Source organism: Herbaspirillum sp. RV1423, from assembly GCF_000577615.1.
Classification (GTDB): domain Bacteria; phylum Pseudomonadota; class Gammaproteobacteria; order Burkholderiales; family Burkholderiaceae_D; genus Herbaspirillum.
On sequence record NZ_CBXX010000005.1, the window covers coordinates 192721 to 206137 of the forward strand.

A 13417-nucleotide genomic window follows, 5' to 3' on the forward strand; every position below is an offset into this window, starting at 1 on the left:
CGCGCGACCAACTTACGGATCCGACGTACGGGCATAAGCTATGACTTCACAAGTCTCTGGAACGGAGATTGCAGATTTTCAACTGTTATTTGAATCGGTACCGGGACTGTTCCTGGTTCTGTTGCCGGACCTCACCATCATTGCCGCCAGCGATGCCTACGTACAGGCGACCCTGACCATACGAGAGCAGATCGTCGGCCGCCATCTGTTTGACGTATTCCCCGACAACCCAGACGATCCGGCAGCGGACGGCGTCGCCAATTTGCGCCGTTCGCTGGAGCGTGTGCTGGCGAACAAGACCCCCGACGCCATGGCGATGCAGAAGTACGACGTACCGAGGCCGGACGGCAAGGGCTTCGAGGAGCGTTACTGGAGCCCGTCCAATTTCCCCGTTTTCGGCGATGACGGCAACGTCCGCTACATCATGCACCGCGCCGAGGACATCACTTCGTATGTGCAACTGAAAAAGGACCGGCAGGAGCTGGGTCGCCTGCACGACCAGCTACAGGCACAGACCAGCGCGGAAGAACTGGAATTGCCGGCGCTGGCGGACGACATCAACGCCAGCACCAAACACCTGCATGCGTTGAACCGCGCATTGAAACTGGAACTGCTGGCGCGCAACAAGCTGGAAGACGCCAACCGGGAACTGACGCGGGAACTGAAAAGCAATATTGAGAAACTGGAATCCAGCAACAAGGAGCTGGAAAGTTTCAGCTATTCGGTTTCGCATGATCTGCGCGCCCCCCTGCGCGCCGTCGATGGCTTCGCGCGCATGCTGGAAGAAGATATCGCGGCCCAGCTCGATGATGAGGGAAGGCGCAAGCTTCAGGTCATCCGCGACAACACCCGCAACATGGGACGGTTGATCGATGAGTTGCTGGAGTTTTCGCGTCTCGGCAGGAAAGAACTCAACTATGGCCATATCGATATGGGCGCGCTGGCGAAGGCCGCCTTCAATGAAGCCGACAATGCGGCCACGGACAAGATGGCGATGAACGGGGCGACGCTGACGATGGGTGAGTTGCCCGCGGCGACAGGCGATCTCGTGCTGATCAAGCAGGTCTGGTCCAATCTGCTGTCCAATGCGCTCAAGTTCAGCGCAAAGCGCGAGCAGCCGCATATCGATATCAGCGGCGCAGCCAAAGACGGCGAGCTGACTTATACGGTGCGCGACAATGGCGCCGGGTTCGACATGCGCTATTACGACAAGCTGTTCGGCGTTTTCCAGCGCCTGCATCGCATCAGCGAGTTTGAAGGCACGGGCGTCGGACTGGCCATCGTATATCGCATCGTGAGCCGCCACGGCGGTCGCGTCTGGGCTGAAGGCACGGTCGGTGAAGGCGCTGCGTTCCACTTCACGTTGCCAACAACAAGGGAGCCGGCGCATGAACAATTTTGAAAAGATCGACATCCTTCTGGTGGAGGACAATCCCTACGATGCCGAGCTGTCGATGCGCGCATTGAAAAAGAAAAAGCTCGCCAACAAGGTCGAGTGGGTGCAGGATGGCGCCGACGCGCTCGATTTCATTTTTTGTACCGGCATTTATGCCGGACGTCCCAAGGGCGAGTTGCCCAGGTTGATCCTGCTCGACATCAAGCTGCCCAAGGTCAGCGGCATCGACGTGCTGCGCCGGATCAAGGCGGATCCCGTCACCAGATCGATACCGGTGGTCATGCTGACATCGTCGGCGGAAGGCCAGGACCTCGCCGAGTGCTACCAGCTCGGCGTCAACAGTTACATCGTCAAACCGGTCAATTTTGAGAGCTTTCAGGAAGAGGTCGAAAAGGCCGGTTTCTACTGGATGCTCGTCAACAAGGTGCCGGCATCTTGAAGCGGGCGGCAACGGCAGCAGCAACAGCAACAGCGACAGCAGCAACAAACGGGGCAAGGGGATGAGAAGAAGCGTTCTGAAAGTCCTGATGGTGGAGGATGATCCCGCGGATGTCGAACTATCGCGTTATGAACTGGTGCGCGCCGGCATTGCCTGCGAAGTGAAGCAGGTCGACACCGAGGATACGTTCGTCGACGCCTTGAGCAGCTATCAGCCCGATATCATTCTCGGCGATTTTTCCTTGCCCGGCTTCGATGGCATGTCGGCGCTGCAGATCGTCCAGCAGATGACGCCGAACACGCCTTTCCTGTTCGTTTCCGGCACCATGGGCGAAGAGCGCGCGATCAAGGCGCTCAAGCAGGGCGCCTATGACTATGTGCTCAAATCCAACCTCGCGCGCCTGCCGTCGGCAGTGGAGCGGGCCTTGCAGGAAGCGCATCAGAAGCAGATCCGCAACAAGATGGAACAGGCCTTGCAGGCCGAGCGCAATCTGCTGTCAGCCATCTTCGACACCACCGGCGCGTTGGGGCTGATGCTGGACAAGGACGGCTGCATCGTGCGCTTCAACCAGGCAGCGGAACGAACGACCGGTTATGCGCTGTCGGACGTGCAGGGCAGGCATTTTTGGGATGTTTTCTTTCCGCCGGAAGAAATCGAACAGGTGCACACGCATTTCCTGCACTGGCATTTGCAGGCCCAGCCTTTGCAATACCAGAGCCGCTGGCTGACCGCCGGCGGCGAACGGCGCGAGATATTATGGTTGACGACTTCCCTGCAGGAAGACAACGGCGCGGCGCTCAATTTCATTTGCAGCGGCATCGACATCACCCAATGGCGCCAGGCGGAAGATCGCGTGCATCGCCTGAGCAACTACGATGTGTTGACCGGCCTGCCCAATCGCAGCCTGTTGCGCGACCGGCTTGAGCAAGGCATCACGCGCGTGGAGCGCGAACATCGGCCCGGCTTGCTTGCCGTGGTACTGATCGGCATACGCGGCGCCATCGCCGTGCGCGAAAGCCTCGGCCTGCAACTGAGCGAACTCGTACTGGTCGAGTCCGGTCGCAGGCTGACCGGACTGATGCAGCACGACGCCACGCTGGCGCGCTTCGGCGACACCAGCTTCGCCATGGTGCTGCATGTGCCGGACCAGGACCAGATCGCCATGGCGGTGCAGGAAGTCATCGACGTATTGGACCAGCCTTACCACGTCGACGAGCACGAGGGCGTCTATCTGGAGTCCAACATCGGCGTCACCATCTATCCGAACGACGGCGACAACGGCGACGCCTTGCTGCAAGCCGCTGAAGTGGCCATGCATCGAGCCATGGACAATGTGCTGGAGCGTTTCCAGTTTTATACGCCGGCGCTCAACAGCCAGGTCAGCCATCGCTTGCAAATGGCCTCGCAATTGCGTCAGGCGGTGCAAAAGAAGGAACTGCTGCTGCATTACCAGCCGCAGGTGTCGCTGCAAAGCGGCGAGATCGTCGGCGTCGAAGCGCTGTTGCGCTGGCAGCATCCGGAAAAGGGCATGATTTCGCCGATGGAATTCATCCCTCTGGCGGAAGAAACCGGGTTGATCGTGCCGATCGGCGAATGGGTGCTGCGCACGGCTTGCGCGCAGGGCAAGCGCTGGCACGACATGGGGGCGCATGGCCTGACGATGGCGGTCAATCTGTCTGCCAAGCAGTTCGCGCAAAAAAACCTCGAGAGCATGGTGCGTAATGCACTGGATGAAAGCGGCCTGGATTCGCACTGCCTGGAGCTCGAATTGACCGAAAGCGCGTCGATGGAATCGCCCGAAAAAAGCATCGAGGTCATGCGGCTCCTCAAGGCCATGGGGCTGCGACTGTCGATCGACGATTTCGGCACCGGCTATTCCAATCTCAATTACCTGAAGCGCTTTCCGGTGGATCAGTTGAAGATCGATCGCTCCTTCGTGCGCGACGTCACCAGCGACGCCGACGACCTGGCGATCTCGCGAGCGGTCATCGCGCTGGCGCGCAGCCTGCATCTGGAAGTGCTGGCCGAAGGCGTGGAAGAGCTGGGGCAGTTCGACATCATGAAAGAGAACGGCTGCGACAAGGTGCAGGGATATTACTTCAGCAAGCCGCTGGCCGTGGAGGACTGCACCAGATTCTTGCAGCAGCATGGAAAGATCCGCTGAACCGCAGCGCGCGAAAGATGTTTTGGTGGATAATCTGCTTCCATGACTGCCACAACATCTTTCGTCCAAACGCCATTCCGCGGCCTGCTGCTGGCGGCCGGCAGAGGCACGCGCTTCGATCCCGCCGGCACCGGCAATAAGTTGCTGGCGCGTTTGCCCGATAGCGGAGAGATCGTCGCGGTCGCCGCCGCGCGCAGTATGCTGCAAGTTTTGCCGGTGCTGGCAGTGGTCAACGCCATCGACAGCGAAGTCGCGCGATGCCTGGCGGCGGCAGGTTGCGATGTGGTGGAATGCGCCGATGCCGCCGCCGGCATGAGCGCATCGCTGATGTGCGGGATCCGGCACGCGCAGGAAGCTGCGGGCTGGATCATTGCACTGTGCGACATGCCTTATGTGCAGCCGTCAACGCACGCCGGTTTGCTGGCGGCATTGAAAGACGGTGTGCATATCGCCGTGCCGACTTGTGAGGGAAAGCGCGGCAATCCGGTCGGGTTCGGCCGAAGCCATCTGGAAGGATTGCTAGGCCTGAGCGGCGATCGCGGCGCACGCGGATTGCTGCAGGATTTTCCGGTCAACGAAGTTCCCGTCAACGATCCCGGCATCCACCGGGATATCGACACGCGCGCCGACCTCGCCGCGCGCTGAAATCACGCCGATCTATTTGGTGAATTCGCCCACTGCGCAGCCGTCGCTGCCCGCCGTCGGCAGAGGATCGGTGCGTGCCGCATGGGTCTGCGAGATCGTCACGCCGTTGCGGATCGCTGTCATTTCGGCCAGGATGGCGATGGCGATCTCAGGTGGTGTCCGCGCGCCGAGGAACAGGCCGACCGGGCCGTGCAGCTTGTCGATCTCGGCTGCACTGATGTCGAACAGCGCCAGCCGTTCGCGCCGCTTGATGTTGTTGGTGCGCGAGCCGATGGCGCCGATATAGAAGGCCGGCGACTTCAGCGCCTCGATCAGCGCCATGTCGTCGAGTTTGGGATCGTGCGTGAGCGTCACCACGGCGCTGTTGGCGTCGAGCTGCAGGCGCAGCAGCAGGTCGTCGGGCATGTCGCCGGACAGTTCGACGCCGGAGATGTCCCATTCCTGCAGATATTCTTCGCGCGGGTCGCACACGATGACCTGATAGTCGAGCGCCAGTGCAAATTGCGCTACGTAACGCGACATTTGCGCGGCGCCGATAATGACCAGGCGATAGCGCGGACCATATGGCGCGATCAGCTTGCGTTCCTGCACCACCGTCTGGTGCGCATGGCTGTCGGTGGCGAGGCTGGCGGCGCCGGTGTCGAGATCGAGCGTACGCGTCACGCGCAGGCCCTGGCGCACGGCAGCCAGCAATTCGGCGATGCGCGATTGGGATGACACCGGTTCCATCATGATTTCCAGCGTGCCGCCGCAGGGCAGGCCGAAGCGGTGCGCCTCGTCGGCGGTGAGGCCGTATGTCAGTCCGAACGGCAGCGCCTTGTTCAACTCGCCGGCCTGGACGCGCCGGATCAGGTCGTCTTCCACGCAGCCGCCGGACACCGAACCGCGCACATGGCCGTCGCCGCGAATCGCCATCATCGACCCGACCGGGCGCGGCGCCGATCCCCAGGTATGGGTGACGGTGCCGAGCAGGACGCGGTGTCCCTGCTGGTGCCAGGCGAGGGCGGTATTGAGGACGTCGAAGTCGATGGATTCCATGTGCGGTTCTTTCTTCTCTCCAAATCTTCTCTTATGCTTTCTTCAACTGCTCGCGAATCGGCAACTGGCGGATGCGTTTGCCGGTGGCGGCGAAGATCGCATTGCACAGCGCCGGCGCAATCGTCGGCGTGGCCGGTTCGCCGACACCACCCAGAGGCACGTCCAGCGTATGCGGCACGATATGCACCTGGATCTGGCCGGGAGCGGCGAACGAACGCAAGACTTCGTAGTCGTGGAAATTGCTTTGCTCCACGGCGCCGTTCTTGAACGAGATTTCGCCGCTCATGGCCAGGCTGATGCCCATGATGCACGCGCCTTCGACCTGTGAACGGATACGGTCCGGGTTGATCGACGGGCCGCAGTCGACCGCGATGTCGACGCGCGGAACCGTCACCTCGCCCGCATCGTTCACTTCGACTTCCACCACCGCAGCGATGTAGGTCACGAAGCTGTAGCACACCGCCAGCCCGAGGCCGCGGCCCTTGGGCAACTTGCGGCCCCAGCCTGCCTTGGACGTCGCCAGTTCGATCACGCCGCGCATGCGGCCGGTGTCGAGCGGATAGCGTTGCGGCGACTCGCCGTAATTCCAGCCGTCGGACATCTCCGAGGGATTGATCTTGCGCGCGGGGCCGATCAATTCCAGCAGGTAGTCGCGATGGTCGCGCTTGGCCGCCGCCGCCAGTTCGGCGCTGAACGATTGGACCGCGAACGCATGCGGGATATTCGATACCGAACGGAACCAGCCGATACGGGTATGCGCTTCGACCTCCGGCGCTTCCACGCGGAAGTTGGGAATGGCGTACGGAATATTGATCGCCGACATCGCCAGCTCGAACGGCGCTTCGCCCTTGGCGCCGGCCGAGAAGATCGATGCGATGGTCGGCGCGGCGGTGCGGTGCAGCCAGGAGGTGACTTTGCCGTTGGCGTCGAGGCCGGCTTCCAGATGTTCCACCGAGACCGTGTGCAGATAGTCGTGGTGGATGTCGTCTTCGCGCGTCCAAGTGACCTTGACCGGTGCACCGTCCATGGCCTTGGACAGCAGCGCGGCTTCGGCGGCGAAGTCCGGCTTGGATTTGCGGCCGAAACCGCCGCCCAGCAGCGTGACGTTGACGGTGACTTCTTCCGGTTTCAGGCCGAGATGGCCGGCGACCGTTTCGCGGGTGGCTTGCGGCGCCTGTACGCAGGCCCAGACTTCGCATTTGCCGCCGACGATGCGGGCGACCGCCGCCGGCGGCTCCATCGTCGCGTGAGCGAGGTGCGGCAGGTAGTATTCCGCCTCGACGCGGCGCGGCGCCCTGGACAGCGCCGACATGGCGTCGCCGGTATTGCGCACGGCCTTGGCCGGCTTGCGCGCGGCGGCTTCCATGGTCTTGCGGTATTCGACCGAATCGTAGGACGCGTTGGGACCGTTGTCCCAGGTCAGTTTGAGCGCTTCCCGGCCTTTGATGGCGGCCCAGGTATTGCGCGCGATGACGGCCACGCCGCCGAGTGGATTGAACAGCGCCGGCGGCGGGCTGCCCTTGAGTTCGATTATGCGGATCACACCCGGCACCTTGAGAGCTTCGCTGCTGTCGACACTCGCCAGTTTGCCGCCATAGACCGGCGGACGTGCGATGACCGCGTACACCATGCCATCCAGGCGGGTGTCGATGCCATACTGGGTGTTGCCGGTGACGATATCGTGGATATCGATGGCGCGGGTGCTTTCCTTGCCGATGTAGCGGAACTGCTGCGGCGTTTTCAGTTGCACCGCTTCACGCGCCGGCAACGGCAGCTTGGCGGCATCGGCGGCGACTTCGCCGAAACCGAACTTGCGGCCGCTGGGCTTGTGGATCAGCTCATGATTCTTCGCTTCGACTTCGCCGACCGGCACATTCCAGCGTTTGGCGGCGGCGGTTTCCAGCATCAGGCGGGCGGTGGCGCCGACCTGGCGCATCGGTCCGAAAGAATGGCGCATGCTGCGTGAACCGTCGGTGTTCTGGTTGCCGTATTTTTCCTGGTCGCCCTGGGCCTGGATGACGCGCACGCGGCTCCAGTCGGCTTCGAGTTCGTCGGCCACCACCATCGGCAGGCTGGTGCGCACGCCCTGGCCCATTTCGGAGCGGTGGGCGACGATGGAGACGACGCCGTCGGCGCCGATCGAGACGAACAGCAGAGCGCTGTCCTTGAGGCCGCCGGGCATGCCGTCGCCGCCGTATTTGGGCGCGTCGGCGGCCATGACGATGCCATTGACGCCGACCGTCAAGGCCAGGCCGGTGAGGGCGCCGATGCCTTTGAGCAGGCTGCGGCGGCTTAATTGAATGTTATCGACAACCGTGCTCACGTCGGTGCTCATTTTGCGCCTCCATTCTGTGCGGCGGCTTGCTTGATCGCGGCCTTGATGCGGGTATAGGTGCCGCAGCGGCAGATGTTGCCGCTCATGGCGTTGTCGATGTCCTTGTCGGTCGGGTTCGGCGTCGCGCGCAGCAGCGCGGTCGCCGACATGATCTGGCCAGCCTGGCAATAGCCGCATTGCGGCACGCCCAGCGCCATCCAGGCATCCTGCACCGACTTGCCGACCTTGTCTTCGGCAATCGCTTCGATGGTGGTGATCTTCTTGCCGACTGCCGCCGAGATCGGCGTGATGCACGAGCGGATCGGTTCGCCGTCGAGATGCACGGTGCAGGCGCCGCACAGCGCCATGCCGCAGCCGAATTTGGTGCCGGTCATGCCGAGCTGGTCACGCAGGGTCCAGAGAATGGGCGTGTCTTCGGGCAAATCGACATTGTGTTGTTTGCCGTTGATGGTGAGCGTGGGCATTGTTGTTATACCTTTCCGACTTGGGGATGCCTAATGAAGGAATATGGCGCTGCCGAAAAACAATGTAGCAGCAAATCCATGGAGATGTTGGAGTATCGCAATGATTGCGCGATGTTGAAATGGCTTGCTTGGGAATTCTTGATTCCTGTTTTGGGAATAATTGTTCTGTTCCTGTCTACGTCATTGCATCCGGCTGCATCGGAAAGTCGCCCGCCGATGACAAGGCGTCCAGCAAAGCGTCAAATACCAGACGCACGCGCGCCGGCACCGGTCCGCGCTGCGGGCGGTAAACATAGAGATCCCAGGGCGAGGGCGCCAGGTCTTGCAACACCGCGACCAGCGCGCCGCTACGGATATGCGGCATTGCCAGGAAGGCCGGCAACTGGCCGAAGGCAACGCCATCGAGCACGGCGCGACGTTCGGTGTCGGGATCGTCGGTGATGAAGGCCGGCAGGCGTGGCGCGACTTGCTGGCCGTCGGCGAAATACCAGGGCCAGATACGGCCGGTGTTGCGATCGACCACCGCGCTCATCGGGCACTGCACCAGTTCCTCCAGCGTCGCCGGCGTGCCGCAGCGTGCAATAAGTTGCGGGCTGGCGCAGACGAAAAATGCCACTTTCGCCACCGCGCGGGCGACATAGCGACTGTCGCGCAGAAAGCCGATGCGGATGCCGATGTCGATTTTGTCATCGACGGCGTCGGTGATGATTTCAGACAGGCGGAGATCGAGCGTGATGTGGGGATGATCGAGCGCGATGCGATTGAGCACCGGCAGCAGGTAAGTGCGCGTCAGCGTGCCGGGCGCCGTGATGCGGACGATGCCGCGCAGGGCGTCGTCGTTGCGATGGTTGTTGTCGAGAAATAAATCGTCGAGCGCATTGATCGATTCGCGCGCCCGGTGCATCAGGCGTTCGCCGAATGTGGTGATGCGTACCTGACGCGTGTTACGATGAAACAGCAGTTCGCCGAAGGAGGCTTCCAGTTCCTTGACGGCGCGCGTGACCACCTGCGGCGAGATGCCCATGCGCACGGCGGCTTCGCGGAAATTGGCGCTTTCCGCCGCCATGCAGAAAATCCGTAATTGCTCGATGCGGTTCAGCTTGTTCTCCCTGTTCGACCATCGGTTCATTATTCCACAAACAGGAATATCGGTTGTGCAGCAGGCAATCCGGCACAGATGGCATATGGTGAACGAAAGGCCATGAACTGAATTCCAGCCATGCAGAAGTGCTTCGGAATGGGGATGAACTAATGATTTTTCCCCTAGTCCCACAGGAACGCCGGGCTGAAAAGCTTGCGTTTTTCCGATTGTGTTTGGCAAACTGGCAAGGGAGAAATGATGAAAGTGGATGTGTACAAGAGGGCCGAAGACAACAATCTCTGTTCTTACCTGGTGGTGCCGCATCAAAAACCGCTACCGGAAGAAGTCGTCAATACCGATTGGTTGGTACATGAGCTGGACGTCGATTTCGAGCGTGACGGCGGCATGCATTTCACGCTCGATCCGGAGGATGCTTTTCATCAGATCGGCGAAAAGGGTTATGCAATCAGTCATCTAGGCGACCGCACCATAGATGGCGACGTACACTGAGCCGGACAGACCAGACAGATTGCGGATACGAGGAGACCACCATGCCGGTTGAACAGTTGGGCGACTATGAAATCGAGTATTCGGGAATCAGGCTGGCGGCTGACAGCAACGACTGGGCGGCCAACGTGGCGATTTTCGGGCCGTCGACCAATCCCATGCATCGCAATCCCATCTTTCCTTCCCAGCGCGTCTTGCTGGACACAGTTTTTCACGACGAAAAATCGGCTGAACAGGAAGCCAGAAAGGCGGCAGTGGCGATGCTGGAGCATCGCTGATTCCGTCCCCGTTGTTACCAGGTCTTAGGCGACCGGTCCGCAAGCCGGGGGAATTTCGTCACCGCTGCTGCAGACCTGGTTGCGGCCGCGCGCCTTGGCGGTATAGAGCGCCTTGTCCGCGGCGCTGACGAGGTCCAGCAGGTTGCAGGCCGCGGTCGGCACCGTCGCCTGCACGCCGACGCTGATGGTGACGATGCCGGTCGGATTCTTGCCGTGCGGGATATTCAGGCTACGCACGTCCGCGCAAATTTTTTCCGCCACGCTGATTGCGCCCTTGAGATCGGTATTGGGCAGCAGAATGGCGAATTCCTCGCCGCCGTAGCGCGCCGACAGGTCGCCGGGACGGTTCATCTTGATCACCTTGCCGATTTTTTGAAGGCAGACGTCGCCGGCCGGATGGCCGTAGGTGTCATTGTATTTCTTGAAATGATCGACATCGATCATCAACAGGGCCAGCGACTGGCTTTCGCGTTTGGCGCGGTTGAATTCGTTGGCCAGGGTCACATCGAACTGGCGGCGGTTGGCGACGCCGGTAAGGCTGTCTTCCAGCGCCATCTTTTGCAGCGTCTTGTTCATTTCCACCAGTTTTTCACGCGCCGAGAGCAGTTTCTGCTGGGCCTGCGTGCGCAACTTGATCTGATCGACCAGGCGTTTCCCCAGCCACGCCAGCATGGCCACCAGAATCAGCACGCCGACCGACTGCATCAGCGTTTCGGTGCGCCAACTGGACAGCACTTCATCGTAGGACTGGGCCGCAGTGACGAACAGCGGGTATTTGTCGAGGCGTTTGTAGCTGTACAGGCGTTGCAGACCGTCGCCGGGCGACGTGATGAGAGCGACGCCGTTCTTGTTGCGGGCGGCATGCTCGCTGGCGATGTTGCTGCTGACATTCTTGCCGACGTCGCCGTCCACGGGAGGCCATTGTGCGAGCAGGACGCCGGCTTGCGTCGCCAGCAGGATTTCGCCGTGTTTGCCGATATCGAAGCTGCGATAGAACTTGAGGAAGTATTCGATTTCCACCGACGCCAGCACCACGCCGGCAAACGTGCCGTCGGGATGATTGATGCGGCGCGACAGCGGGATGATCCAGGCGCCGGTAGAGCGGCTCTTCACGGGCACGCCGACGTGGGCTTCGCGATTTTCATGGGTCATGTGAAAGATGAAATATTCGCGGTCCGCATTGTTCAGCATCCACGGCGAATCGTCCATGGAGTTCACCATCCACTTGCCGGTCTGGTCGTAGACGAACAATCCCTGGATTTGCGGCAACTCCTTGACATAGGACGCCAGCAGCGGATAGATGCGCGCCAGCGAATCGCGGTCCATGCCCTCGACTTCCAGTCGTTGCACCAGGCCGAACAGCACTGCGTCGGCCGAGGTCAGCGTGGCTTCGGCGTGCTCCGCCAGCGCGCGTGAGAGATTGGCGGTGGAGGTCTGTGCGTCCTCAAGGTCCTTGATGCGGACATTCCATGCAAACAAAATATGTAGGGCCAGAATGGAAATGCAAACCAGGCCGACGAAGACGGTGGCGAAAATACGGATATTGATGCGCCTGGCACGGGATGAAGCAGACGTCTGGGGCGCTTCGTCTGGGGAAGTCATCTAGGTCGATTCCATTATTGTTTCGTGAACGGATATCGCTGAAATATAACTACGGGGAGTCAGTTTCCGATTTCTGAGTAATTATTTTTTATCGTTGCGAGTCTTCCCACGATAGCAGCAATGCCAAACGGTGTGCGCACAGAGAAGACGAATTTCTTCGGCTCATTTGTGCGTTTCACCGGTGGATCGATACAGGCAGCGACGGACGGATTCTTTGTCGCCGTCTGCCACCGGGTTCATGAGCGCGGCGCCGGCACGCTTTCCCAACGCACGCTACGTACGCTGTTCTCCAGCCCAAGCCGGCTGACCAGACGTACCAAAGCTGCGCGTTCCGCCGTGGAACAGGCCAGCGACACGGTGAAATCGATCAATGGCTGACGGTCGCGCGGTGCGATCTCGAGTTCGTAACCCTGTTCAAAACCCTCCTGCAATTGCAACAGGATCAATTCTTCGATCTGCGACGCCTGGTCGCGACGGCAGGTGGCGATTACCCGATAGGGCAGGCGTTCCGATACGGCATTCCGATTGAGAAAATAGTTGCCGTTGAAAAATGTGTCGAATTTGATTTCCAGTTTGGTGATGCGCATGGCTCGCTCCTTTCTCCGGCTTCCGCGTTGCAGCGGAACGGCGGCTGCTTGTTGCTGATGTCCGATTTCTAAACTTCGACGACGTTGAGCACGGCCCAGCGCGCCGCGCTGACGCCTTTTTCCAGGCTGACCCGGCTGATGATCTGTTCCAGTTGAAGATGGTTGCTGGGCGAAGTGATCAGGTCGGCGCGGACTTCAAGCTGGTTGCCGGACGGCAGGTCTTCGCTGTGCAGCGACTGCACCACCAGATGCGGCATGCCGTTGAGCATATGCAGCATCAGCGTGCGCACCTGAACCTCGTCGTCAGGACGGCAGACCACGGAAAGGCGGTAGACCTGCTCGATTTCGGTGGCGCGTTGCAAATCCTGCTTGTTGATCAGATGGGAGACGCTGCGCAGCAACACGTTGGCCCCGAGGATGGCTCCTGCGCCGATGGCCGCTTCCAGCGGATGGCCGAGTCCCGACAGCACGCCGACGGCGGCCGAGCACCACAGCGTGGCGGCGGTGTTGAGGCCGCGCACGTTGATGCCTTCGCGCATGATCACGCCGGCGCCCAGAAAGCCGATGCCGGAAACGACATAGGACGCGATGCGCGTGGCGCCTTGCGGGTCGGTTTCGAACGCCGAGACCATCACGAACAGGGAGGCTCCGGTTGCCACCAGCGCGTTGGTGCGCAGGCCGGCCATGCGTTGCCGCATCTGCCGTTCGGCGCCGATGATGGAGCCGAGAACCAGCGCCAGCAAAACGCGCAGTGCAAAAACGTGTGCATCCATGGGTAAATCCTTTCACATCCAGTCGCACGCCGTGGCGCGGCGAACAATCGCTGCGTGCATAAAAAAGCATCGCGTGCGCGAACACCGGAACGCCTGCGCAAGCATCGA

The 13417-nt window shown here is 61.0% G+C and carries 13 protein-coding genes; 6 read left to right on the forward strand and 7 right to left on the reverse strand.

Features of this window, described 5'->3' with window-relative positions; genetic code table 11:
- Positions 1-40: 40 nt before the first annotated feature.
- The 4 genes from RV1423_RS07425 (at position 41) to RV1423_RS07440 (ending at position 4644) form a co-directional block, all read left to right on the forward strand.
- Entirely contained in the window at positions 41-1402 is a 1362-nt protein-coding gene (locus tag RV1423_RS07425) for an ATP-binding protein (protein WP_034294938.1), read from the forward strand.
- Positions 1389-1835: a response regulator gene (locus RV1423_RS07430; RefSeq protein WP_034294941.1), complete on the forward strand. Its 447-nt coding sequence runs from the start codon at positions 1389-1391 to the stop codon at positions 1833-1835. Before RV1423_RS07425 ends, RV1423_RS07430 begins: the two co-directional genes overlap by 14 nt.
- Before the next feature lie 61 nt (positions 1836-1896).
- Complete coding sequence (locus RV1423_RS07435) at positions 1897-3999, forward strand: EAL domain-containing protein (RefSeq protein WP_034294943.1); 2103 nt, start codon at positions 1897-1899, stop codon at positions 3997-3999.
- A gap of 42 nt (positions 4000-4041) precedes the next feature.
- Positions 4042-4644: an NTP transferase domain-containing protein gene (locus RV1423_RS07440; protein WP_034294944.1), complete on the forward strand. Its 603-nt coding sequence runs from the start codon at positions 4042-4044 to the stop codon at positions 4642-4644.
- A gap of 12 nt (positions 4645-4656) precedes the next feature.
- Here RV1423_RS07440 and RV1423_RS07445 read toward each other — a convergent pair whose 3' ends face one another.
- The 4 genes from RV1423_RS07445 to RV1423_RS07460 all read right to left on the reverse strand — a co-directional run bounded on the left by RV1423_RS07445 (position 4657) and on the right by RV1423_RS07460 (position 9610).
- Positions 4657-5682 (reverse strand): XdhC family protein, encoded by a 1026-nt coding sequence (locus RV1423_RS07445; protein WP_034294945.1) that lies wholly within the window; start codon positions 5680-5682, stop codon positions 4657-4659.
- A gap of 31 nt (positions 5683-5713) precedes the next feature.
- Positions 5714-8017 carry a xanthine dehydrogenase family protein molybdopterin-binding subunit gene (locus RV1423_RS07450; protein WP_034294947.1) on the reverse strand — a complete coding sequence of 768 codons (2304 nt, stop codon included), beginning with the start codon at positions 8015-8017 and terminating at the stop codon, positions 5714-5716.
- On the reverse strand, positions 8014-8481 hold the full coding sequence (locus tag RV1423_RS07455; RefSeq protein ID WP_034294950.1) for a (2Fe-2S)-binding protein: 468 nt from the start codon (positions 8479-8481) through the stop codon (positions 8014-8016). The genes RV1423_RS07450 and RV1423_RS07455 overlap by 4 nt, the downstream gene beginning before the upstream one ends.
- A 175-nt stretch (positions 8482-8656) precedes the next feature.
- Positions 8657-9610: a LysR family transcriptional regulator gene (locus RV1423_RS07460; protein ID WP_034294952.1), complete on the reverse strand. Its 954-nt coding sequence runs from the start codon at positions 9608-9610 to the stop codon at positions 8657-8659.
- Positions 9611-9817: 207 nt separating this feature from the next.
- Here RV1423_RS07460 and RV1423_RS07465 point away from each other — a divergent pair, with 207 nt between their 5' ends.
- Both RV1423_RS07465 and RV1423_RS07470 read left to right on the forward strand, forming a co-directional pair.
- The gene (locus RV1423_RS07465; protein WP_231502083.1) at positions 9818-10072 is read left to right on the forward strand and encodes a DUF6139 family protein; all 255 of its coding nucleotides are present in this window, start codon (positions 9818-9820) and stop codon (positions 10070-10072) included.
- Positions 10073-10113: 41 nt separating this feature from the next.
- Positions 10114-10347, forward strand: coding sequence for a hypothetical protein (locus RV1423_RS07470; protein WP_034294954.1), 234 nt, complete (start codon positions 10114-10116; stop codon positions 10345-10347).
- A gap of 24 nt (positions 10348-10371) precedes the next feature.
- On the opposite strand, the gene RV1423_RS07475 is transcribed toward RV1423_RS07470, so the two are convergent.
- The 3 genes from RV1423_RS07475 to RV1423_RS07485 all read right to left on the reverse strand — a co-directional run bounded on the left by RV1423_RS07475 (position 10372) and on the right by RV1423_RS07485 (position 13309).
- On the reverse strand, positions 10372-11949 hold the full coding sequence (locus tag RV1423_RS07475) for a sensor domain-containing diguanylate cyclase (protein WP_051516546.1): 1578 nt from the start codon (positions 11947-11949) through the stop codon (positions 10372-10374).
- A 236-nt stretch (positions 11950-12185) separates the two neighbouring features.
- Positions 12186-12536, reverse strand: a complete 351-nt coding sequence (locus RV1423_RS07480; RefSeq protein ID WP_034294956.1) for a hypothetical protein — start codon at positions 12534-12536, stop codon at positions 12186-12188.
- A gap of 68 nt (positions 12537-12604) precedes the next feature.
- Entirely contained in the window at positions 12605-13309 is a 705-nt protein-coding gene (locus RV1423_RS07485) for an MgtC/SapB family protein (protein WP_034294958.1), read from the reverse strand.
- Positions 13310-13417: the final 108 nt, after the last annotated feature.

Excerpts from the sequence above, each read along its gene's own strand:
- RV1423_RS07460 (WP_034294952.1), bottom strand. The coding sequence starts at position 9,610 with ATGAACCGATGGTCGAACAGGGAGAACAAGCTGAACCGCATCGAGCAA.
- RV1423_RS07445 (WP_034294945.1), bottom strand. The coding sequence starts at position 5,682 with ATGGAATCCATCGACTTCGACGTCCTCAATACCGCCCTCGCCTGGCAC.
- RV1423_RS07465 (WP_231502083.1), top strand. The coding sequence starts at position 9,818 with ATGATGAAAGTGGATGTGTACAAGAGGGCCGAAGACAACAATCTCTGT.
- RV1423_RS07430 (WP_034294941.1), top strand. The coding sequence starts at position 1,389 with ATGAACAATTTTGAAAAGATCGACATCCTTCTGGTGGAGGACAATCCC.
- RV1423_RS07425 (WP_034294938.1), top strand. The coding sequence starts at position 41 with ATGACTTCACAAGTCTCTGGAACGGAGATTGCAGATTTTCAACTGTTA.
- RV1423_RS07480 (WP_034294956.1), bottom strand. The coding sequence starts at position 12,536 with ATGCGCATCACCAAACTGGAAATCAAATTCGACACATTTTTCAACGGC.
- RV1423_RS07435 (WP_034294943.1), top strand. The coding sequence starts at position 1,897 with ATGAGAAGAAGCGTTCTGAAAGTCCTGATGGTGGAGGATGATCCCGCG.
- RV1423_RS07485 (WP_034294958.1), bottom strand. The coding sequence starts at position 13,309 with ATGGATGCACACGTTTTTGCACTGCGCGTTTTGCTGGCGCTGGTTCTC.
- RV1423_RS07455 (WP_034294950.1), bottom strand. The coding sequence starts at position 8,481 with ATGCCCACGCTCACCATCAACGGCAAACAACACAATGTCGATTTGCCC.
- RV1423_RS07475 (WP_051516546.1), bottom strand. The coding sequence starts at position 11,949 with ATGACTTCCCCAGACGAAGCGCCCCAGACGTCTGCTTCATCCCGTGCC.
- RV1423_RS07450 (WP_034294947.1), bottom strand. The coding sequence starts at position 8,017 with ATGAGCACCGACGTGAGCACGGTTGTCGATAACATTCAATTAAGCCGC.
- RV1423_RS07470 (WP_034294954.1), top strand. The coding sequence starts at position 10,114 with ATGCCGGTTGAACAGTTGGGCGACTATGAAATCGAGTATTCGGGAATC.
- RV1423_RS07440 (WP_034294944.1), top strand. The coding sequence starts at position 4,042 with ATGACTGCCACAACATCTTTCGTCCAAACGCCATTCCGCGGCCTGCTG.